This window comes from Calothrix sp. 336/3 (assembly GCF_000734895.2).
GTDB lineage: Bacteria > Cyanobacteriota > Cyanobacteriia > Cyanobacteriales > Nostocaceae > 336-3.
The window spans coordinates 488591-511421 of the sequence record NZ_CP011382.1 but is presented as its reverse complement, the minus strand read 5'-3'; the positions used below and the strand labels follow the sequence as shown (position 1 = coordinate 511421).

The following is a 22831-nucleotide window of genomic DNA, read 5'->3' as shown; positions in this document are numbered from 1 at the left end:
ACCCTTAACTTAATTCCCCTGGAAATTTGTCCTAAAAGTTAGTGGATTTGCCTCTTCTCACTACAACACAATTCCGATGTAGCCTGAGTCTCATCGAAATGATTACCATGTTCTTCAACCCCCTTGATGAACTTATAATTGCACGGTCAGCTAAATTCAGTAATTGTTCTTTTTGTAACTTCTGCATATTTAAGTAGATATAGTCAGCATCACATCATTCCCGAACAGACTTATAGATATTTACTCAACAACTGGCATGAAAAAACTTTCCTTCAATCAATTCATCCATCCCCTATCACAATTTCCCAGCGTTGTTAATCTTCAGGGTGCGGATGAGCCGTCCCTAGATTTCTATACGATGGCGAGTGTAATACTTTATACGGCTTGCGCGAATAATAACAGGAAAGCAAAAGAACATTTATTTCAAGTATCCGCAGCAAACGCCGGAAAGATAGATTTTCAGTTGTTATTCGAGCGATGTCAGACAGGAGATAGAGCGGCGATCTTGCAGATGATTTCCCTGATAGTGTCTGGACTCGAATCTAAAAGTGAAAGGCTTAAACCTGCTTAAAAAGGCGGTTTGAGGATGATTGTAAAGAGCATAGAATGACAAAGACTAGGTAGAGGTGTTGGATGCATCTCTACTTTTTTTTACGAGTAGCGATGTATATATTCCTGATAGATACTGTCAGTGTTGTCTATTGATGTCATTTTTCTTTACATAAGACAATATTATTCTAAGATTTAGGGATTGTCCAATGCTGTCGGTAAAGAAAAGCTAAAGTATTGCCATATTGCCGTATTTATTACTACTAGTAAAAAAACCTTGTAGGTGAAGGGATAGATGGGCTTTGTCAGTATTTATTATTACTAGTAGTCCTTCATATTTCCTTTATCCCGACTCTGCAATGGGTAGTTTTTGCGTCATTCCCCATCCTGCGAACCAGTAGTATTTTGTTGATTCTTAACATCACCTTAATCCCTACTTGATTCTAGGTTGATAGTTTTTTTGCCAGAGCCACGGGGCAGTTGCGTTTGTGCTTTGTCAGATTCAGCAATAATGACAGGGGGTAAATATGGGCATGATGGATGCGAATGATGGCGATCGCCCCTTGGGCGGGCTGGAAGCCTATCGCCTGCGAACAATTTTGTGTAACCGACGGAATTTCTTGATAGGTACAGGGTTTCTGACTGGGTTAGTAGTGACTAGTCAATGGCAACCAGTACTTGCATACCCTAAGTTTCAAAATTATCCCTTCAGTTTAGGTGTGGCTTCGGGTGATCCATTACCAGATGGCTTTGTGATTTGGACAAGACTCGCACCGGATCCCCTAAATGGTGGAGGAATGCCACCGGAACCAGTAGAAGTCAGATGGCAAGTTGCCCTGGATGAAAATATGCGTCGGGTTGTGCGACGGGGTAAGGTACTAGCTAACCCTGACTTTGCTCACTCTGTACACGTTGAAGTGGAGGGATTGGAATCTGGGCGTTGGTACTGGTATCAATTTAAAGTAGGTAAAGAAGTTAGCCCCATTGGACGGACTCGCACCGCTCCCGCCTATTATAGTTCTGTCAAGGAATTCAAGTTCGCCTTTGTTTCCTGCCAAGATTGGGAAAATGGTTTTTATACAGCTTTTCGCCACATGGCAGAGGAAGACTTAGATTGTGTCGTGCATCTGGGTGATTATATTTACGAGTATGCTCCAGAAGCGGGAAAACCTCGCCAGCATAATAGCCCAGAAATTACCACTTTGGCTGATTATCGTAACCGTCACGCCCTGTATAAAACTGACAAGTATCTGCAAGCTGTCCATCAATACTTTCCTTGGATTGTCACCTGGGACGATCATGAGGTGGAAAATAACTATGCCAATTTGATACCGGAAGAAAATCAAAGTTCCAAGGAATTTATCACCAGACGTATCAATGCTTACCAGGCGTATTACGAACATATGCCCCTACGTAAATCATCCCTTCCCAGAGGGGTAAACTTACAACTGTACCGACGCTTCACTTTTGGTAATTTAGCAGAGTTTAACGTTTTAGATACGCGCCAATATCGCAGTGATCAACCCTGTGGTGATGGACTCAAACCCCGGTGTGTGGATGCTTTTAATTCAGAAGCTACCATGACGGGTACTAAACAAGAAAAATGGTTATTCAAAGGGTTGGATAAATCCCAAGCACGGTGGAATGTGATTGCACAACAAACGATGTTGGCAGAATTCGATTTTGATCCACGTCCAGATATTGGAGTATTTAATCTTGATCAGTGGGATGGTTATGTTGCTGCGCGCGATCGCCTGCTGAAATACCTATATCAACGTCAACCAAACAACCCTGTGGTAATTACCGGAGATATTCATTCCAGTTGGGTACATGATTTGAAACTGGACTTTAAAAACCCTGCTTCTGTGACTGTTGGAACAGAATTTATTGGTACATCAATTAGCTCTGACTTTCCCAAGGAATTTATCGCTCCCGTACAAGCAGCTTTAAGTGACAATCCCCACACCAAATTCTTTGATGGTGCTAATCGTGGTTATGTGCGCTGCAAATTAACTCCGGAACTCTGGCAAAGTGACTACCGTGTGGTTTCTAGTATCGTGGATGAGAATGGAACTATCAGTACTTTGGCTTCCTTTGTCGTCCAAAATGGTATTCCTGGGGCACAGCGTTTATCTTAGAAACGGGCAAATCAAATTCCTTAGCTGCATCCCGGCGTTTATCGGCTATAATCATGGATTGTGTCGAATTAATTGCCTCCCATGCCTAAGCTAAAAACTCGCAAAGCTGCTGCGAAGCGGTTCCGCGCCACAGGTAGCGGTAAAATCGTGCGTCGCAAAGCGTTCAAAAACCATATCCTAGAACACAAAACCACCAACAAGAAGCGTAAGCTGTCAAAAATGGTGATTGTGAATGAGCGTGATGAAGAAAATGTACGCTTAATGCTCCCCTATTTGTAATTTTTCCAGAATATTGATTCAGGATTCATCCAGGAAGTTAAATCATGACAAGGGTAAAACGCGGTAATGTTGCTCGTAAACGCCGCAATAAGATTCTTAAGCTCGCTAAAGGTTTCCGTGGTTCTCACTCAACTCTGTTTAGAACCGCGAATCAGCAGGTAATGAAAGCGCTCCGTAGTGCTTACCGCGATCGCAAAAAACGCAAACGTGATTTCCGTCGTCTGTGGATCACCCGTATTAACGCTGCTGTGCGTCAACATGGTATGAGCTACAGCCAATTTATCGGTAATCTGAAAAAGTCTGAGATTAAGCTCAATCGTAAAATGCTGGCACAATTGGCTATTCTCGATCCTGCTGCTTTTACTAAAGTTGCAGAACTTGCGAGTCAAGGCAAATAGTCTGAAAATGATAGTCCTAGAACAGTGATGCAAGGTAGATGGGGTGATAGAAAAATGGCAAAGTTTGCCCAAAATTCATCTTTTATCGCCCTAAATCTCAAATTCAGGACTATCATCCGCAATGCTTATTTCTGGTGGGGCAACCTGAGAAGCAGTTTGATTATCTTCGCTCTGAGTTGTTTTCTGCTTTTTCCCCTTCCCTGTCGTGCGTCCGAATTTACTGATATTCAACAGCGCGGTTATCTGAAAGTTGCTGTCAAGGATAATTTACCCCCCCTGGGATTTAAGGATAGTCAAGGTAATCTCCAGGGTTTGGAAATTGATTTAGCCCAACAAATAGGGCAAGATTTGCTTGGTAAAACTGCATCTGTGAAATTTATCCCAGTTAACAACCGCGATCGCCTGACTGTAATTCTCAAACATCAAGCAGATATAACCATTGCCAGAGTCACCGCCACCGCATCTCGCAATCGTGTAATTAACTTCAGTGTTCCTTACTATTTTGATGGTACAAGATTACTCACAAAAGGCACTGAAATTACATCCCTCTCCGAGTTGAATAAACGTAAGATAGCAGTACTTTCCGGCTCTAGTACCATAGCTACAATTAAGTATTATTTACCACAAGCTGAATTAGTAGGAGTCAAAAGTTACCTAGAAGGGCGATCGCTCCTAGATAATGGCTCAGTTACAGCCTTTGCTGCTGATGGTAGTATTCTGAGTGGGTGGGTACAGGAATCCCCTCAATACCGGCTCATCCCCACCAAACTATCCACAGAACCCCTAGCCGTAGTTATGCCCAAGGGCTTACAATACGACGAACTCAGAAGGAAGATAAACGGGGCGATCGCTCGCTATCTAGAGACAGGATGGCTCAAACAACGTGCTGTTCAATGGGGGCTACCCTTTGAGGAGATAGTAGACAAGGCAGAAACCCCGAACCATTTCCCTGATAATAAGAAGAGAAAAGACATTTAATAAAGACAATGGACAGCAAGCTCGCAGTTATTTACCTCGGTATTTTGGTTGGTTTACTTTTCTTAACCGTAATCAGCGTTTTCCGGCAGATTTTCAAAACTCGCAGACTCGAAAGCTCCTTTGGTAAGCTGCGGAATAAACTCACAAAGGAAAAGGGTACAACCCAAGAATACTACGAACTCGCCAGTATTTATTCTGAGAAGAAACTATACACCCAAGCGATAAGCCTATTTCAGAAAGCTCTGAAAACTGCCGAAGAGGAAGGAGAAACCGAAGAAAGTCTGGCTTATATTTACAATGGACTTGGTTTTACCTACTTTGCTCAAGAACAGTATGATTTAGCGATTCGTCAGTATAAAGAGGCAATAAAACTCAAGCCTGATTATGTATTTGCACTGAATAACTTAGGTCATGCTTACGAGAAGAAGAAATTAACTGCCCAAGCTTTAGAAATGTACGAATCGGCACTGAAATACGATGGGAATAATTCTACAGCCAAGCGTCGTGCAGAATCCTTGAGAAGATTAGTCTCCGCTTAAGGGAGTTGTGGTGGGGTTGGGTTATATTTGCTCCTAACTCCACTATTTTTCGGGTGTGGTGATATTTCAGCCCAGAGGGCAATAAGCTCGGTATCTTACCTGTATCGCATTAGGGAAATAGAACTGCTTATAATATTGTTGAATTATCTAAAAGTGTGATGATTTTTAATCTGTATTCCGCACTTCAAAATTTCACATATTAATACTTCCATTATTATTAAGCACAACAATTATCACAAATACACTTCACACTCTTAATACTTCCATCTTCTTTAAGAGCGACAATTTTTACCTTCACTACTACCCCCAGTTTTTTTTCTAACGAAGATGCTTTTTTATGCTCATTTTCTGTTAGTTTAATAGCCCCTAGTATCTCATAGGTAACTTTAGCCTTTTTTACGCTAAGTACAGTCGCATCCAAAACTTGATCAATTTCAAACTTCTGGGACTCTAAAACCTTGGCTATTTCTGCTTGACGCTCGGAAACTGGTTCAGGCATCTCACTAACATTAATATCTTCAATCGGACTAACTTTGTAATACCGCATCAAACGCATTGCCCATCCCAAGATTTTTAACATGGAATCAGGGTTATTTTGATAATTCTGCAAATATTTACTGCAAGCACGGTCAATATTGCGATAATAATCTATGGTTCTGCCACTATGTCCAATTTGTTTTCCGTTAGTTACAAGGGTTTTGAGGTATTTCAAAAATCGCGTACCTGCATCAGGTTGAGTGATGATACTTCGCAGATATGCGATCGCTTTCCCAAGTTCGTTAACGTCGGTTTCGTCTTGAACTAGGGTAATGGCTAAATTATGCGCTAGCTGGGATTCGGTTTCTGTTAACGATTCGGCTTGAGTTAGCATTAATACATTCCTTCTGGTGGTTCTCTATCAGTTGGATATTGCAAAACTTGGGCTAATTGCTGAAGTTGTTTGGATTGAATGAATTCAGAAGAATGTGCGGCTTTAATTTGCTTTTGGATGAATATTTGTAAAGCTTGTCCTGTGAGTAAGTTATCGTTTGTAGGATTATATTGACAGTAGCGTTTTTTAATATCATCGAATTTTTCTAAAACCCTTGCTTGGGTGACTTCCACAGTCATCGTCCCCATCCCGATGGGTTTACCACCACCGACTTTTAACGCAATGGGATATTTGCTGTCTTGTCCTAATACAACTAATAATGTTCCTAATTCTTCAGGTTTGAGATTTTTAAATTGTAACTGAGTGGTAAATGTATAAGCTTGTGCTGCTTGTTGGACTGCAATTCCTTGGTTTTGCTCTTTAGCGATCGCGCGAATTGTATGATAGTAAAACTTACGTCCAGCTACTTTTCCCCTTGTGTCAAAATATGCGCTTCCAGATTCGGGACGAGGACGATATAAGGATGGCATAAAACCTGTATTAAAACCGACGCTTTCACATTTTGCGTCATTAAATTCAATTAATCCTTGCCAATCTAAAGCCCCAAATACTTGACTTGCTGGACATAGTTCAGTGTTTTTTCTACAAGGTAAACGTTCTTGGGGTATTTTATCGCGGTATCTTGATGTGACAACTGCTAATGTACTATTAGTGATTGCTTCGTATACCGAACGAATGCAACCTTTTAAAGAACTACCTTGAATTAAAAGTTGCTTTTCCACTCCTCGTGTCATAGTTTTAATTAAAGCCACGCGACTTTCTAGATCGCTACCGGGAGCAACAATACCTGTAGAAACGTGCAAGGAGGTTTGGACTTGCAATTTTAAAAGTAAGGTTCCATGCAAGCGATTTTTATCAAATTTATCATGTCCTGCAGGTTCTTTTAAGCGAGGCTTTTCAAGCGGGAATGAGACGAATTGATAGGGTTTACTAGGATTAGTTTCTGTAGAGTTATCGCGGGTTGGACGCTGGGGTGGTGTTGGTTTTCTCGGTTGAGGTCTGGGTATTTGAGTCATTTTTTTCTTCCTTCACTGTTAGCGCGACAAAATGAACAGTTGCAGTTGCTGAATCTTGAAAATATCGTTGCTTAATTTTTGGTTGTTTTTCTGGAAATTTAAATCCTTTGGGAAATTTTGTTTCATTCACATCATGCCAAAATGCATCGCGATCGCAAATTACCCAATCTCTTGTTAATCTTTCAAATCCATCTAATATAATTTTCTGTTTACTGAGAATTAATGCTTCATAACCTGCTTTAGATTTCTTCCATCGCAACTCACAAATAGCATTAAACATTTGTCCTTCAATTTCTCCCCTATCCTTGGGTAATTGCAAACAAATTCCAGTCACTGCATGGGTATAACGTAAAAAATAATAGCTTTCTGAGGAATTGGGAATATTTTTGATTGCATCTTTAACTGCATCAATAACCTTATTGATGTCTTTTGCTTCTATCGACTGTTGATGATAAACATATCCTTTTATAGTTTCTATCATGATGTAGTGCATCCTAAAAGCTCACCCCAAGAACGAACTCCACGCATAAATAAATCTTTTACACCAGCTTCCGTGTCTCCTTCCCATTTCATCTGCACACCAAAACCCAATTCCATCAATTCTGCACGTATAGGAGAATCTTGTTTATCTGGCTTTTTGAAACCATACTTATTAGCTTCTTCTGGCGATAAAAATTCTCCAACTCCTAGTAAATAACTCCAATTCCATTGATTATCACTTCCTAATAGGCAAATTTGTTTTTTATCGTCATCCAATATACATCCTGGATATTGAATAGTAGCAGAATTGTATTTAACCTTCACTGTTCCCAAACCACGAGATTTTGCAAAACCCAAACCAAACCAACCATCATTTAAATCCCGTAATACCAACCCAATTAAACCAAGCTGCGCTAAAGTAAAATTCTTGAGATGTATTTTGGTTCTAAACTCTCCCGCAGTACATACTTGATAATTAAATGGTCCCACCGCAACCGAACCAAATACCCTATCAATAGCTACACCATTGCGCTCTTCAATATATAATTTTTTCACATCAACTGGATGAGCATCTTCAATTCTAACCCGACTAGCAATTGAAGTATTCCCAAACATTTGGTCGGTAAATGAAGACTTTTGATATATTTCATGAGATGGTAAATCCTTACCTGCACTATCCTTTAAGTAACTATATTTATCAGTTAAAGGATTATTTGCCCAAAGCTTACTAGAATTACTAGGTTTTGTCTCACTTCCAATAGTACGAACAATTCTTTCTGCATGAGCGCGAATTGCCCCTTTAAGACTACTTCCCGGTAAATATATCGACCATCCCCCTTGATGAAAAGTCCTAACAAATTCCATATCAGGGTTTGTGGGGTCAGCACCTTCCCGTCCTGATTTGATTAAAATTGGTCCATCGGGGATGATGCTGAAATCAATTGTGCAATGATTAACAAGTCGTTTGTGCATAGTTAAGGTCTATTTTTGAAATAGCGAGCAAGATGCTCACACTGAATTTCTAACATTAAGCAACTACTAAATTATTTAGCTAGTGGTTGCGTTGCTGAAAGATGAAATTTATCACCTTTATACTTTGGCTTCAGTGGTAGTTTTATTCGATTTACTATTTGTCAGCTTATCAATTAGTTGTTGTACCCAATGGTCTTTAAATTCCCGTGCATCCTCGTAAGCACTTTTATCACCCATCACCAGCTTTTTGAGATAATCGAGTAATAAATGTGGTTGCTCTGGAGGATAGTCAAACCACAGCATCTCACGAATATCTAGTTTAACAACACCTAAACCGCGCGATCGCCCACCACCAAGGGGGATTTGTTCGGTTTCAAATTGATGCAAACCAATCATCAATAACCCTAATTCCCATTCCTCAGCATTTTCGACTATTGCTTTAAATTCAAATTGGGTTCCTGCGGGTACTACTTGGAAATCGTAAAGTTTTCCATCTGCTGCGGTTTCAGTATCTCTGTCAATTGATACACCATCCCGTTCTTGGTATTGTCCAAACCAGGAATCTGGAACTACGGTTAAGTCACGTACTTGAAATTTACTTGCTATCCAGGGAGAACCAAAGAGAGAAGAAACTAAATCAGTTTGTTTGATAATTTCCTCAGTTAAAGCCAAATCATCGGGGAAATCCTCTTTAAGCTGTTTAATTTCCTGAGAAGTTAAAGACCATTCCTCTTCTATCGCAGGATTAGCTACAAGTTTGCGATTATTGCCAACGATACCACGGAGGAAACTTTCTAAGCGCGATCGCATGGCTCCTTTAAAGCTGGAACCAGGTATTAAGGGATTACCCAATGCATCTTTTATAACTGGTAAATCGGAACCGATGGGTTCACTGGAACGTCCTGCACTAATTCGTAATGCGGTTACGGTTGTCAGAGTTCCTGTTATTTCTAAGCGGTTTTTGAATATGTCAAACATAAATTTTATCCATAGACCTAACTTAACATTAACCAACTAAATACATCTTGTGCTGAGAGATTTAATATATTTTCCAGAGAAGACAAAACAGGTAGGATGTCTCCATCTTGTTTAATTTCTGGTTGTTTTCCTGGTTGAAATATCATTACTAGTTTCTCTTGAGGATCGATTAACCATCCTAATTCAGCACCGCGATCTAAACAGAATAAAATATTATCAATTACACGAGTTGGACTTTGGTCTGGTGATAATATTTCAATTGTCCAATCTGGATGAATTTCAAAAGTATTTTCGATTTCTCCATTAGTATCAACAGGAATTCGCTGCCAGGAAAAAACTGTGATATCTGGGACAATTGACCTGTCGCCAAAAGTACAGCGTAATTCTGTGAAAGCACGAGCTATACGTTGAGGAATAGCCGCTTGATTTATAGCAGGAGGTAAAAAAGTTTGGATGGCACTATGTTTTCCTTTTGGCATTGATTTTTGGTATATTTTCCCATCAATGTATTCCCCAGGAGGTTTTGTTTCTGGTAGTTGTATAAATTCTGCTAAGGTCAATTTTGAAGGAGATTGAATTGAGGTCATAGCTGTAGATAAGTTAAAGATTGATAATTCCTATGACTTTGTGACGCGCGATATCGCATAGCTCCTTTAAAGCTGGAACCGGGGATTAAAGGATTACCCAATATGTATTTTATAACTGGTAAATCGGAACGATGGGTTCGCTAAAACGTCCTGCGCTAATCCGTAATGCGGTTGCAGTTGTCAGGATTCCTGTTATTGCTAAGCGATTTATAAATGTGTCGAACATGATATTATTTTACCTTTTAATTCCTTCTTTCTTGTAAATATGATCGTGGGTTCCATAATATCGTAGATGTAAGGTATTTCCTATTGCTTGACAGCTAACTCTAAGACTATCGTTAATCCGGAAATGGTCTATAGAAGTATTGTTATATCTATTAAAATCTAGTCCCCCACTAAAAAGAATTTGTGTATTACCTTTTGATAAAGTCAACTTTTGTGCAACTTGAGCAATAGTTTCTTGTAACTTGATTTTTTTCATTTTATCGTCTTTATCAATATTCTGATAATCAACTAAAAAATTACCTTGTTTTTTGTAGTCTATTCTGGGAAAATCAAGTAAATCTTGGGAAAGTAATTCATTTTTGCACTGATTCCAAATTAGCTGACCCCAAGTCGATAAAATCATTTCTTCCCTGTCTGTAACAATCCATTCTTCAGGTATGTCTTTAACTATCTTTTCAACTTCTGTATCAGACGTTGATATTTCACCTTGCTCCATCATTGCAAGAGGAACCTTATATATTTCTACTTCTTTAATATTGATTGTGATGGGTAATTTGGGAATTTTAACCAATTCATTGGAACCTTCAAATATATAAATTACTTCATCTGCATAAAACATACCTATTGTATTGAAATACCCTTGCAATGCTTTAAAACCACCCACTAAATTGAAAATAACTTTTTTGCCTTTACTTTCCCCTTTTTGGATAGTTTTTTCAATTTTGGGAATTAATTTAGCAATGGTTTCTGTAAAAATATTGCTACTAGCAAGAGAAAGTTCGGGTTCAATCCACAGGATTATGTTGTTTAATCCCTGATTCCTTAAAAAAGATTCTATTAATTGAGCAGCAACTTCCCCTTGAAGGGTATCTGTGGCAATTAATATATGTGTGTCAGGTTTTGCATTCTCTAACTTTTCATCATACAAAGCGTAAATACCATTTAATTCTGCACTAGCTTCTCTAATCTCTAGAATATTGCTATCATCTAATTTTGCTTTTGCTCTATCTTTTAATTTTTGAATAATTTTGTAAGCTTCAGAATATTCAGAATCATTACTGTCATCAGTAATAATTGCAGAACTAAGATTTGCTGTTTTGTTTAAAAGCTTAACCCATTCTTTTGGGTCTTTTCTTTCATTGATTTCATTTGTTAGTAAGCTCGTTCCTACTGTAGAAATTACAAGACGACTCATATTAACTCCTTCAGAAAATTATGGAATTTGAGAATTAATTAGTTTAGCTTCTCCGACTAAAGCGGTATGTTCTCTGGCAAGATAACCCAAGTAAAGCTGTACGAGTTTTAAGTGTATTTCTTTAGCTAATTCTATTTGTTTATTTGGATTATCAACAACTTGATTTAATGGGTTATTTTTAGGGATAGACTTTCTTATTTTTTTGATGACATCTTGGGTAAATTTTTCTAACCCTTCTATTTCTTTTACTAATGCGATCGCAAATAGTTCATTGCCATTTTTTGTACTCCATATAGGGCTTGCACCACTCCTACCGATTTGACTTTTGATAAAGTTTTTAATAACTTCAACTGTAGAGTTTGAGCTAATTGCAACAGATAAAACATTTCTGAAAGGTGATTTTTTATCTTTCGTAGCAATAGAAAATTTCTGAGCTAGTTGTTGTATGTTTTTAATAACATCATCTATTTGTTCTGTCATTGCTTTTTGAATTCTAAATTCAAGCTGTTGCGCCAAAAAACTGTTCATATTTTCTAATGTATCTAGGTTCTCTTCCATCTTAGACAGCCTCCTCTCTCATGACTAAATGAAACGGGTTACAAACTTCTACTTGTCCAAAACCTTCGCAAGTTCTTTCTCCAACTCCTTCTAACTCTAATTTCGCTAAAGCTTCATACCATTTATCTGGATGTTCGGTACTGAATAAGTAAACAGCACCCTTATTAGTAACTAATTGCACATCTTTCATTAAACCCCAAGCCGAATTCCAACCAGAACGATAGTCATAGCTACTATAAGATGCTTCTAATTCTAATGAATCATCTTCAATATTAGTAAATTCAATTAACATATCTTTGGAAATTACAGTTGTACGTTGCCATTTTTCATTTAATATGGCATCTGCTTGTAAATCTAAAGTGAAATAGGAACGTTGTTTAGATATTTCTTGATTGTTAGAGCTAAAAATAGACCATTTATCCCAACGTTGATAAAGTTTTTCTGTAAAGCTTTTAATTCTTTCTTCTATCAAATTTCCAATATTACTTTTAATCTTGACGTCATCGCTTGATATTTCAACTTTCCCTAAACCTCTGGATGTAGAACCACCCAATCGTAAATTTAATGAGTTTCTCTGCATAAATTCTAAAAGCGATGTTGATAATTCATCGGAAATAGAATCAGGTAAAACAATAGACGATATATAACTAATAGGCTTAGGATTTTTACCTTTGAATTCAGATTCTTCTAAAACCTGGATACTATACAAAATTTCTTCTTCCGATGTTGCACGTTTCCGATTAATTCCGACTCTAGTTAATAATCGCTTTTGTGCAGATAATTTATAATATTCATCGTTTAGCTCACTATAAAAAGTTATTGACGGAGAATCAATCCTACCTCCATCGGTAGGACAATTAGGTTCATATGCCAAACCGTAGCAATCTGTACAAAAACGGTCAATTAAAGTATCGAAAACACCATTATTCTCGGGTTTAAAACCTTCTTTTGTTTTTGAACTTAACGCAGTACTTGGTAAGACTTTAACGTATTCATGGAATATAAAATCATCACCTTCTATCTTGCAAATATTTGGATAAGCGTTTTGAAAAATTACAGGATTATCACCTAAAAATAAGGCTTGAAAATCGCCACCATTTTGACTCAAATCGCTAAATTGTTGATTTGACTGCTTTAAAATTGCACCTGCAACAGCACCACGAATAACACTACCAGGTATATAATCTTCACATTCGCTTACCGAACCACCTGGTTTTTGTCGAGAAATTGCCAGGGGAGATAATGCTTTGATTTCTAACTTAATTTTTTTCACTTCTTCTTCCTTTCCGCAAAAATTCCCATACCGTCTCACTTACTTGAATTTCGGGTAATTTCCAGGTTAACCAACCCAAACCAGCAGATTTACTTCCTCCTAATGCATGGACATGTCTGAATCCACTCCAAATTAATGCTTTCGCACAATCTGCTCTTTCTGGTGTGAAGCTAGGTTGGATGTGAATCTCTCCAGTAAACTGGAGCTTTGCATTTGCGGGGGATGTTTCTAAAAAGTAAAGTTTTTTCTCCTCTGCTATCTTGCGACGACGGTTTATAGTTACCCCTGGACGTAATACTTCTGGTAAATTTTCCGGTTCTTCGGTGCAGATTAAATCATCAAATATTATCCTTGATGGTAAAATTGGGTCGCCGAAAATTTGACTAATTAAGCAGTGATAGGTGTCATTATAACCGGGTATTTCATACTCCTCGCGTTGAAAATCTTCCGGTGCATCGTTTCTCCTAATTACCATTCTTCCCGCATTAGGAGACTCACAAATTGACCATCCTAAACCCCGTGCTATCTTCTCGCATTCGTGACGCAATCTACCTTTTAGCTGGGATGCAGGAATTAATAAATTACCTTCGGAGTTACGAACTATTGGTTTATCTGCAAGGGAACCAGAGGAACCACCAGCACCTACACATAATGCAGAATCAATAATTGCTGTAATTCTATTAGTCTCAACAAAATTAGTATTGATTAATTGTTGAAGTTGTATCATGGCATAGTTTATTTAGATGTATTGGATATATTTGTTGCTGTTTGTTCCGATTCATTATTCTCCTCATCTTCCTTAAGGAATTCATACAAATCAACCATTTCCCGCCAAATAGTTTCGTAATATTTATTGTGTTTTTCTTCTGGGAATCTATTTTCGTACATCCAAGGTGCGATATTTCCTCCATTTGTTTTCGCATCACACCAGGCTTTTTCAAAATCTTCTCTTAATTGAGTTTGCCCTTGTTTGAGTCTGGAGCGGAAATAACAGTAATTTAAAATAGCAGTGCGTCGTCCTTTTGCAAGGAAATCTCGAATTTGATAGAGTTGAGATTTAGGAAAATCTGCTGCAATTAAAGCTTTGATTGAGGCTATTAAACCATCTAGTTCGTGAAGTGTATAGGGTGCTGCGTAAAGTTTTATTTCTGCACCTTGATTTTTTGTTAGTGCATTATCACGAAAATCTTTAATACTAGACGAAACCATTGTAACTGATTTCATTGTGAAAAAATCTACCGTACCACCATAATATTTATCTTCATTAGTCTTTTTATCATCATTCTTAAAGTGTAATTTTTTAGCATAATCTTTGGCTGACTTCATTAACTGTTTAGTTAAATTTTCCGCGTAATAAATAGGAGTATTATATGCAGCAATCAAAACTCCACTAGAGATACTCAGTTTACAATTAGATTTTTCTGGGCTTTTATTGTTTTGATGACAACGATGAGCTTTTCTACCGTCATAATACTCATCGAAATAATTACCTTTGATTTCTAGTTGTTTTCCATGTTCTTGTATTTTCAGATTATCCAAGAGAATATTTTCAAAGTTTTCGCCGATATCTTTCGCTATCTCTAATGCTTTGTCTGCGGGAACTATCAGGATAATATCATCTTCACCTATGGTGATAATTTCAAAGGGATGGATAAAATCTCCATTGTTTAATCTGGAGGTTGATTCGTCGATTCCTTGTAATTGTCTGGGGTGAAGATGATTGGCTAAAGCATGAAAAACCGAATATTTAGTTGCATTTTCAACATCAGCGCTAAAGTTTTGATACTCCTGAGGAGTACGGATTTTTTGAATATATCCACCCATGTTATTCCCATCAGCATAAATATAGGCAATAAAGCCATTACTGACTTTGCCGAGGTGAGTTAAAGATGGAGATGTTTCTATGTTTTCAAGGTTATAGTTTCTGCAATATTTTTGATGTTTGTCGGGATTTTGTTTCAGAAATAGTTCAAATTTATTCGTCCAACTTTCAATAATACCTGGTTGCCAATCTAAATTTGTGTTTTGACATAAATCTCGATACCATGATGGTAATTCCCCCTTTTTTGCTCGATCGCCGATGCATCTTTTTCTTAGGGAAGCTTCAGATAAATAAGGTTGTCCGGTAACTTGGGTGATGTGAGCGATCGCGCTACGTTTTTCAACCTCATCTCTCCTTAAATAAGGATGGGTTTCTAACATCGGTGGATAACGACGACTAGGACGATTTGGGGTTTCATTTCCCGAACGACGTTGATTAAATGCAATTGCTAGCTTGGTAGTTAGCTCGTTAAAGCTTTTATGGTCTCGGAAATTATTTTCTATAACTTGGGAATCGCTCTCTACTTTCCCAAAGCAACCTTCAACTATAGGGTTTTTATAATCTTTTTTATATTTATCTAGCCAAAAGGTATCTTCGATATTATCCCTTAATAAACCAAATTGAATTTCTAGTAATTTGAATCTGTCCCCTACTGCACAAGAATTTGCTGTTAATGTTTCATGAGTATAGCGTTTCTCAATTGCATTAGCTAAGTCATCTACAAAAGCTGCTGGACAAAATGCTAATATATTCCCACCAGTAGAATATATAATCAGTTCTTCGATTAAAGCATCTGATAGTTTTTTTTCATTTTCCGAATGTTGTGGAAAATTATCATTTAACCACTTTCTTACACTGCTACATTGAGCATTATAGTTCTTCTGAGTATTTAATTCTGGATTATGTTTAGGTATCACACCAAAGAAAGTAGGTAAATCTATTAAATTTATTCTATCCAGCAAAGATGAAGCACCTCGAATATCTGGAAGTGTTGCAGCTTCAAAAACATATTGTTTAACCTTTGTTACACCACCATAAACTAAACCTATTTTTGATTCCCATCGCTGAGAACATGTTTCTGTAAGATTCTTTAATTTATCTAATGTTTGAGGAAATTCTAGATTATCTAATTTTTTAACTTCTTCAATAATTGACTTAAAATTCTGCGGTAATTCTCTATCTTCAATTAAAGCTTGTCGAGTTTGCTGTAATAATTCCCAGTTCTCTGCTTTCCGTGTTTCACCCCAAGCTAAACACCAAGCGATTCCAATAGAGATAGGATGCATTTTTTCTGTCATAATTTATCCCCTCACCTTGCTAACCAAAATTTTCGCTAAAGCCTGTATAATTTCCCTATCCCAAACGTCAACGCCACGCTGCAAACGATGAACTCTACCCTTTAAAATCGGCGTTTCTGACTCGATGAAATCTTTTATACCATGATAATCACTAAAGACGATCGCCAGAACTTGTAAACTCAAAGATTTACAAAAGTTTTCCCAAATTGATATTTCCTTATCTTCTTTTACTAAAATTACGGCATGGGTTGCTTCTGCCATAATTATGCGATTTTCTGGGGATATTTGTCCTCCGACATCAAAAATAAATATGGGTTCTTTGACGTTTCTAAATTCTTGCGCTTTAAACTGAGCAAATGCTGGTGTAAATTTGGTTTTATATTCAGCTTTTAATTTTTTGGCTAGCTCAAAATCTCGTTTTGCTGTGTCGGAAAACCAGGAACCATCCCCGTCAGGACATCCTGAAATAACATAGGATTTGGGTGCGTTAGGTATATGTATTAATGCTTGTTTTAATCCTTCACGAAAGCAGGTTTTCCCTGTGTTGGCAAATCCGCAAATAACTACTTTTATATGACTAGGATTTTCTTCCCGGTTAACATCTAAAATATCGCCGATTTGATATTTTGGGTTATTACTAACGGTGACAACATATCTATCTAAACCCTTATCACCTATCTTGGGGTCAAAAAAGGCGATCGCCTCATATATCTGCGCTAATTTATACGCTAAAACCTGACTTACTAATACGGATGCACGTCCGTTAATTTTGATTAACTCACCACCTGGTATTTCCCCAGATGCAATCATTGCATCCAATAACACCACAACATCCTGAACTATTTTGTCACCCGTTGCTATTGTTTCCCCAAACCCAACTTGTAAAATATCACCATCCAAATCTATATGGTAGGTACTCATACAACTTCCTGGTAGCTTGCGAACCCTAGTTCTAATCTCAACTTAATCGATTAAATCCCCTAGGTTATACGTAGGGTTGTGAGTGACACAAATCACGTATTTTCCTAATTTGGGGTCAAAACAGGCGATCGCCCCGTAAAGATGACACAGACGATGGGCTAAAACAAATGCTACAGGTATGGATGTGGGACCATTGATTTTCAGTAATTGTCCTCCCCGTAAAATCCCAGCTTTTGCCATTTCTTCCAGTCTTGCAGCAGCATCGATGACAATGCGATCGTTGGATGCAGGTCCACCAAAGTTGATTTCTAAGAGGTTTTCTTTTAACTCGATGTTGTATGAGGTCATTTCTTTATCTCCTTCTATGGGTACATCATACAACGCACTGGAAGAAGGGTATTCCAACCTGTTCCCAAGTCCAAATTTTCTTAGATATAGACTAGTTGCTACTGGCTAAAGATTTTTTCAATTACGCAGTTAGAAAAAGTCCCCCTTATTCAAGGATTGAGGGGGATACAACACCTTTGACTACCTACTTTAAGGAGTGGAATTGGGTAAGGGTTGCCCAAATTCGATGGGCTGATTGTCTAAGTAATTATTCTCCGGTCTGTTTGTATTATTTGGTGTATATAAAGTGGGTGTAGGGAAAGGAACTGCATTGACGTTTCCAGAGGGCAGAGGAAAAGTTGCAGGAGGAAGGGGTGAATTGTTGAGGGGGCTGAAACTATCCTGTGATAGCGGTGGTACGGTGACAAAGGGGACTGTTTGGGAATTGTTAACCGTGCTGGGCAGGGTAGTGAAAGATGGGGAGACGGTAGGAACAGAAGGGTCGGAATTATTGTAATTTTCGATACTGGGAGGTGAGTTATTTTGCCAATTATTATTTGGTGTCAGGGGATTCTTTAGAGGTGCTGCGACATTACCATAATTTTGACTGGGAGGGGTATCAGCAAAATTTCCTGGTACAGCAGTTATCTGGGAACGCAATACCCAACGGGTAGGATTTTGGGAGGAAAGCGGTTGTAACTGTACCTGATTGGGTACTAACATGGCTGTCGGTGCTAAATCCATGACAATTCGAGTCACATCTGCGTTTAACTGAGAAACACGGATACTTTGAATATTGCCAGAATAATTTTGTCGAGTCGCCACATAACCTAATTTTGTTCCCGGTAAATCCACGACTAAGCGCGGAGGTTGGGCAAGATAAAAATATTGTGGTTGGATGGCAGCAGAAAGGGTAATTTCTAGTTGATTTGCTTCGGGAGAAAATCGCCAGTCTTCTAATTTTGCCACTGGTGCAGCTAAGGTATGTTCTGTTCCCAGAATTATCATGGCACTTCCAGCCAGTAATACCTTGAACAATAACCCATGCCTAGAATTAACAACCTTATTATCTAACTTCGCCTGTATCATTTTTCTTTTCCTGCAATTCAACATGAAACATCCGACTGATAGCAATTTATCGGATGGGTAAATTTATACCAATTTGAAAAAACAATACGACACATGGACAAAACCCCTCCCCAGCCCTCCCCGATTTCGGGGAGGGTGCCCGATAGAGCGGGTGGGGTATCTGTCGTAAACATTTTTTGAATCGGTATTATTTATCAACCTCAGCACACCCCATATTATGCACCGTGTTTTCCCTGATGTTATACGGCGCAAGGTGACATAGCAATCCTAATGACTTTGTGATGATTTTTCCTGAGTGGGAGTAGGTACTAGGGTAAACTTAATTGCTTGGGAATTGCCAGTGATATTCATTTGCCCTGTTAAATTTTTGGGATTGACTAGGGGAATCTGGAGAGAAATGTTTTTTGTGAGATTTCCAGGTGTATTTTTATCTGGGCAAAGGGTTGTTTGGGGAATATTCCCCGATAAGCTGATTTGTTGATGGTGGTTGATTAGTTTACCTGTGAGGGTGGGTTGAATGCGGTGGGTAGGAGCAGAAGAGGTATTTGGGTTAGCTTCAGGTAATAAAAATCCATTCAGGTAAATTCCTGATTGCTGTATTTGCAACTGCAAATTTGGAGATTGGGAACAATCACCGAGTTTTTCTGCTAGCTGTAGACTATAGCGATCGCCCAATGTTTTTGCTGCTTTGAGCTGACTTTCTCCGTAAGTAGTGACTAACTTAAATAAGACTAAAACAGAACTAATGGCGACACCATAAAATACCAAAGATTTAATATTGAAGTGATGCATAGGAAGGGTTAATATCAATTCAAAATTCAGAAAGCCAGACAGAACAAGGGTTTGAGAATGTGTGTATCTCATCCTTTTTTCAAATTGGTGTCAGGAGTAAGGGTATTTTTCCTGTCAGCTAAACTTCCACTGATGTCACCTCTGGGAGAATTGATGTCAGGTGAGAGGTGACTTGACTATGACGACGGGTGATGAGTAGGGAAGAGCGGCAATGGATGGCTAATTCGTCCGTGTATCTACCGAGGGTTTGACGTTCGATGCCCCAAGCGCGACTAGTACCAGCAATGGTTAAATCCACAGTTTCCGATGCACTAACAACGGTATGAATGGGTTCTGTCGAGGCGACGGATTGGATATGGATGCGATCGCGCACATTTTGAGGTAATTTTTCCATCATACTATCCAACTCATGGCTCAAATCCTGATTTGTCTGATTTTCACCCAGCACTTGGAGAATTTCTAGGCGACAGGTATCACGATTTATCAGTAAGCGTAATGCCAAAATCAAGGCTAAATCATCATGGATATTGCCAGAATAGGGAACGAGAATACTTTCGATGCGCTCCTCTCCCTTATCAATAAAGACTGCAACATCTATGGAGACGGAAGTCAGAATTTGCCCAACTCTACCCCCTAGACGATTATTACTAAAAGCTGGACGATGCCATCCTACTAAAATTAAATCAGCTTCTTCTAAAGTGGCAATTTGTGAGGTTTCCCTAGCAACATTATTGGAAATCCGGATGATGGGATGGATATAGGAACGTACTGTTGGGGGTTCGAGACGTTGAATCAGCTCCTCCAATTGTTGACGACGCTGGATAATTAATCTATTGGCTTCCTCTGGGGTGCTTTCAAAGGCGTAGTCTTCTTCCAATTCAATTAAACTTAGGGGATTAACTGCCGCAGGTTGAGTATGGTTGATGGCGATCGCTGCTGCTAATTGCACTAAACCTTTTTGGGTATCGGGGTTAGCAACGGGAACTAAAATTCGGTAAGGTTTGCTATGTATATCCCCATCAGACAGGTTTTCCCCATCCCCTACCACATCCGTTTCCACCATATCTAATTTGATCAGTTTCTTGGGATATGTCCATTCCAGGAGGGGAGATGTCATAAAGGTTGTCACCAAAGCCATAATTACCAGCATGGTGAATAGTAAAGGAGAAATTACTCCCAATTCCAAACCAATATTTAAAACTATCAGCTCCGTTAATCCCCGCGTATTCATCAACCAACCCAAAGCAGATGCTTCACGTTTGCTAATCCCACTCACACGAGCTGCTGCATAGGTTCCCACATATTTCCCGGCGATCGCCACAGCTAAAACCGCCAAACATAAACCCCATAATTCTGGACGATTTAGTAAACCAATCTGTGTCTTTAAACCACTGTAGGCAAAAAATATTGGCAGGAGAAATATCAAGACAAAATCTTCGGTTTTAACTGCCAATTCCCGCACTAAAGCTTCATTCTTGGGCATAATTGCCCCTAATAAAAATGCCCCAAAAATCAGATGAATACCAATCAATTCTGTAATTAATGCCGAAGCTACAACCCCCACGTAAATTCCAGCCAAGGCAAATTGACTCAAACGTCCTGTCCGACGATAATATACTGCTAAACGTGACAGTAACGAACGTCCCAGAGTCACCATCAAGCCAATATACAGCACACTCTCAATAATGGTGGGAATTGCTCCGGCAATGGAACCTTCCCTAGCAACGGCGATCGCTAACGCTAACACACACCATGCTGTCACATCATCCACTGCTGCACAAGTTAATGCTAAAGTTCCTAACCTTGTACTTTGTAAATTATTTTCAGTGATAATTCTTGCCAGTACAGGAAAGGCTGTAATTGACATTGCTGCCCCTAAAAATAAAGCAAAAGCAGTGAAAGATACACTCCCATTTGAAACTAAAGGGTAAAGCAGTATTGCCAATAAACTTCCCAAGGAAAAGGGCACTAAAATACTCACATGGGAAGTAAGAATTGCAATATCTAAATTTCCCTTCAGGTATTTAGGATTTAACTCTAACCCAATCAAAAACATGAAAAATATCAGCCCTACCTGAGACAACATATTCAGGAAAGGTACTGTTTCTGGAGGAAATAAGGTAGCTGCTAAATCTGGTGCTAACAAACCAAATAGAGAAGGACCAAGCATAATTCCGGCAACGATTTCTCCAATTACCAGTGGTTGATTAATCCACCTAAAGGCAAGCCCTACCAGCCGTGACAGACCAATTACAATCAGTACCTCTAGCAAAACAGCAACAACTGTGTGCATAGTTTCCTCTCGTAAATAAGTATCCGGTGTCCCTAAAATAATTCTGTAAATAACAGATAAATGTCAACCTCAAATTTACATAGAACATCATCCTGAATCGATTATGATGTTAATTATTATTACAATACCCCATAAATTTATTTTCTCATCACCTAATATTAATTCCCTATCGCCAAATATTCATTTAAAAGCTAAATACAACACCAAAGAATGAGCTTTTTTTATAAGTATTTTTTCTGATAGCAATAGGAGAAGCTACTTTTATGATAATAGCCTTAATATTTACTTTACAACCTAATAATAAACTTGATTAAGTATAACCTCTTTCTAACTCTACTTGTCAAATATCAAGCTTATCCTCTGTTCTCTGCCTCTTTTGATATCTTCTTGTCACGTCAAAAGTAGCTTTCTTGATAATTTATAACTATCCATCGCCTCCTATTTATTGATTATCCATCAGGAACTTGTATACACCATGACATCTGTTAATCACGGCACTTAGGCAAGTATCAAGATTGATTACGACTAAAACCTCATCCTAGAAAAGGGGCAATTTCAGGCAATTCAGTTACTCTACTTATAATCAAAGGATTCCGCGCATTTTAAGTTAGCGAACAATAATTCACCATAGTCAGATACTTCCCATCACAAAAGATTGAATCTAGTCTCATCCTGATGACAGACTAATTCTTCGTACATAATCTGATTTCCGAGGGAGTAAATTACAGAGCAACACTGACTAGATTAAAGACGTGATGAGTTAAATCAGTTAACTATTTATCAATACCACTGACAAATTGTTGACCGAATTCATAGTACTAGGAGCTAAATCATGTCTGATAAATCTACAGAAAAAAACAAGAAAAAGAATTCTGAAGGTGGTTATCAAACCCCCATAGACGAAGCTGCTCGCCATACTGGGTTATATGCTGAAAACGATGCCAGAGAAACAGCAAAGCCGGAATCTGCATCTGGTAAAACTGATGTAGAAGGTGCTCCCAACCAAGGGACTGAATCTCGCTAGTCTCGGTATGACTTACCCACCTGACAGGTTTTTGACTGTAGGGCGTACTAGCTAGCAATCAGAATTATAGTGACACGCACCCAGAATTGTGAGAATACTGCCAGCTCCAATAGGTAGCAACCTGGGTTAATAGGTGACAGGTGACAGAAAACCCTTACCTCTTAACCCT

23 protein-coding genes and 1 pseudogene are annotated in these 22831 nt (G+C 38.5%); 7 read left to right on the top strand and 17 right to left on the bottom strand.

Features of this window, described 5'->3' with window-relative positions:
- The first annotated feature begins 256 nt into the window (after positions 1–256).
- From IJ00_RS02130 to IJ00_RS02105, 6 genes are all read left to right on the top strand, one after another.
- A complete protein-coding gene (locus IJ00_RS02130) occupies positions 257–571 on the top strand; it encodes a hypothetical protein (protein WP_035149591.1) in 315 nt (104 codons plus the stop codon).
- 511 nt (positions 572–1082) lie between these two features.
- Positions 1083–2687, top strand: a complete 1605-nt coding sequence (locus tag IJ00_RS02125) for an alkaline phosphatase (RefSeq protein WP_238178415.1) — start codon at positions 1083–1085, stop codon at positions 2685–2687.
- Positions 2688–2768: 81 nt separating this feature from the next.
- Entirely contained in the window at positions 2769–2966 is a 198-nt protein-coding gene (rpmI, locus tag IJ00_RS02120; protein ID WP_035149589.1) for a 50S ribosomal protein L35, read from the top strand.
- 44 nt (positions 2967–3010) lie between these two features.
- Positions 3011–3364, top strand: a complete 354-nt coding sequence (gene rplT, locus IJ00_RS02115; RefSeq protein WP_035149577.1) for a 50S ribosomal protein L20 — start codon at positions 3011–3013, stop codon at positions 3362–3364.
- Between the two features lie 54 nt (positions 3365–3418).
- A complete protein-coding gene (locus IJ00_RS02110; RefSeq protein ID WP_082127408.1) occupies positions 3419–4342 on the top strand; it encodes a transporter substrate-binding domain-containing protein in 924 nt (307 codons plus the stop codon).
- Positions 4343–4350: 8 nt separating this feature from the next.
- Entirely contained in the window at positions 4351–4881 is a 531-nt protein-coding gene (locus IJ00_RS02105) for a tetratricopeptide repeat protein (RefSeq protein ID WP_035149574.1), read from the top strand.
- 217 nt (positions 4882–5098) lie between these two features.
- Here IJ00_RS02105 and IJ00_RS02100 read toward each other — a convergent pair whose 3' ends face one another.
- The 17 genes and pseudogenes from IJ00_RS02100 to IJ00_RS02025 all read right to left on the bottom strand — a co-directional run bounded on the left by IJ00_RS02100 (position 5099) and on the right by IJ00_RS02025 (position 21638).
- Positions 5099–5752 carry a hypothetical protein gene (locus IJ00_RS02100; protein ID WP_035149570.1) on the bottom strand — a complete coding sequence of 218 codons (654 nt, stop codon included), beginning with the start codon at positions 5750–5752 and terminating at the stop codon, positions 5099–5101.
- The gene (locus IJ00_RS02095; RefSeq protein ID WP_035149568.1) at positions 5752–6828 is read right to left on the bottom strand and encodes an RAMP superfamily CRISPR-associated protein; all 1077 of its coding nucleotides are present in this window, start codon (positions 6826–6828) and stop codon (positions 5752–5754) included. The genes IJ00_RS02100 and IJ00_RS02095 overlap by 1 nt, the downstream gene beginning before the upstream one ends.
- On the bottom strand, positions 6764–7309 hold the full coding sequence (locus IJ00_RS02090) for a hypothetical protein (protein WP_052754359.1): 546 nt from the start codon (positions 7307–7309) through the stop codon (positions 6764–6766). Before IJ00_RS02090 ends, IJ00_RS02095 begins: the two co-directional genes overlap by 65 nt.
- A complete protein-coding gene (locus IJ00_RS02085) occupies positions 7306–8280 on the bottom strand; it encodes an RAMP superfamily CRISPR-associated protein (RefSeq protein WP_035149566.1) in 975 nt (324 codons plus the stop codon). Before IJ00_RS02085 ends, IJ00_RS02090 begins: the two co-directional genes overlap by 4 nt.
- A gap of 117 nt (positions 8281–8397) precedes the next feature.
- Positions 8398–9258 carry a CRISPR-associated RAMP protein Csx7 gene (gene csx7 / locus IJ00_RS02080; RefSeq protein WP_035149563.1) on the bottom strand — a complete coding sequence of 287 codons (861 nt, stop codon included), beginning with the start codon at positions 9256–9258 and terminating at the stop codon, positions 8398–8400.
- 17 nt (positions 9259–9275) lie between these two features.
- Positions 9276–9845 (bottom strand): Uma2 family endonuclease, encoded by a 570-nt coding sequence (locus IJ00_RS02075; RefSeq protein WP_035149561.1) that lies wholly within the window; start codon positions 9843–9845, stop codon positions 9276–9278.
- Positions 9846–9892: 47 nt separating this feature from the next.
- Positions 9893–10071, bottom strand: a pseudogene (locus IJ00_RS27445) (RAMP superfamily CRISPR-associated protein); the annotation flags it as partial.
- A gap of 9 nt (positions 10072–10080) precedes the next feature.
- On the bottom strand, positions 10081–11265 hold the full coding sequence (locus IJ00_RS02070; protein WP_035149559.1) for a putative CRISPR-associated protein: 1185 nt from the start codon (positions 11263–11265) through the stop codon (positions 10081–10083).
- Positions 11266–11283: 18 nt separating this feature from the next.
- Positions 11284–11823, bottom strand: a complete 540-nt coding sequence (locus tag IJ00_RS02065; RefSeq protein ID WP_035149556.1) for a hypothetical protein — start codon at positions 11821–11823, stop codon at positions 11284–11286.
- A gap of 1 nt (position 11824) precedes the next feature.
- Positions 11825–13096, bottom strand: coding sequence for a CRISPR-associated RAMP protein Csx10 (gene csx10 / locus IJ00_RS02060; RefSeq protein ID WP_035149554.1), 1272 nt, complete (start codon positions 13094–13096; stop codon positions 11825–11827).
- On the bottom strand, positions 13083–13823 hold the full coding sequence (locus tag IJ00_RS02055) for an RAMP superfamily CRISPR-associated protein (protein ID WP_035149552.1): 741 nt from the start codon (positions 13821–13823) through the stop codon (positions 13083–13085). The genes csx10 and IJ00_RS02055 overlap by 14 nt, the downstream gene beginning before the upstream one ends.
- A gap of 8 nt (positions 13824–13831) precedes the next feature.
- A complete protein-coding gene (gene cas10, locus IJ00_RS02050) occupies positions 13832–16216 on the bottom strand; it encodes a type III-B CRISPR-associated protein Cas10/Cmr2 (protein WP_035149549.1) in 2385 nt (794 codons plus the stop codon).
- A 3-nt stretch (positions 16217–16219) separates the two neighbouring features.
- Positions 16220–17137, bottom strand: a complete 918-nt coding sequence (locus IJ00_RS02045) for a CRISPR-associated protein, Csx3 family (protein WP_035149547.1) — start codon at positions 17135–17137, stop codon at positions 16220–16222.
- A gap of 42 nt (positions 17138–17179) precedes the next feature.
- A complete protein-coding gene (locus IJ00_RS02040; protein ID WP_035149544.1) occupies positions 17180–17485 on the bottom strand; it encodes a CRISPR-associated protein Csx3 in 306 nt (101 codons plus the stop codon).
- A gap of 189 nt (positions 17486–17674) precedes the next feature.
- Positions 17675–18553: an AMIN domain-containing protein gene (locus IJ00_RS02035; RefSeq protein WP_052754358.1), complete on the bottom strand. Its 879-nt coding sequence runs from the start codon at positions 18551–18553 to the stop codon at positions 17675–17677.
- A gap of 267 nt (positions 18554–18820) precedes the next feature.
- The gene (locus IJ00_RS02030) at positions 18821–19345 is read right to left on the bottom strand and encodes a hypothetical protein (protein ID WP_035158299.1); all 525 of its coding nucleotides are present in this window, start codon (positions 19343–19345) and stop codon (positions 18821–18823) included.
- Positions 19346–19463: 118 nt separating this feature from the next.
- Positions 19464–21638, bottom strand: coding sequence for a cation:proton antiporter (locus IJ00_RS02025; protein ID WP_035149541.1), 2175 nt, complete (start codon positions 21636–21638; stop codon positions 19464–19466).
- A gap of 832 nt (positions 21639–22470) precedes the next feature.
- Here IJ00_RS02025 and IJ00_RS02020 point away from each other — a divergent pair.
- Complete coding sequence (locus IJ00_RS02020) at positions 22471–22662, top strand: hypothetical protein (protein ID WP_035149539.1); 192 nt, start codon at positions 22471–22473, stop codon at positions 22660–22662.
- Positions 22663–22831: the final 169 nt, after the last annotated feature.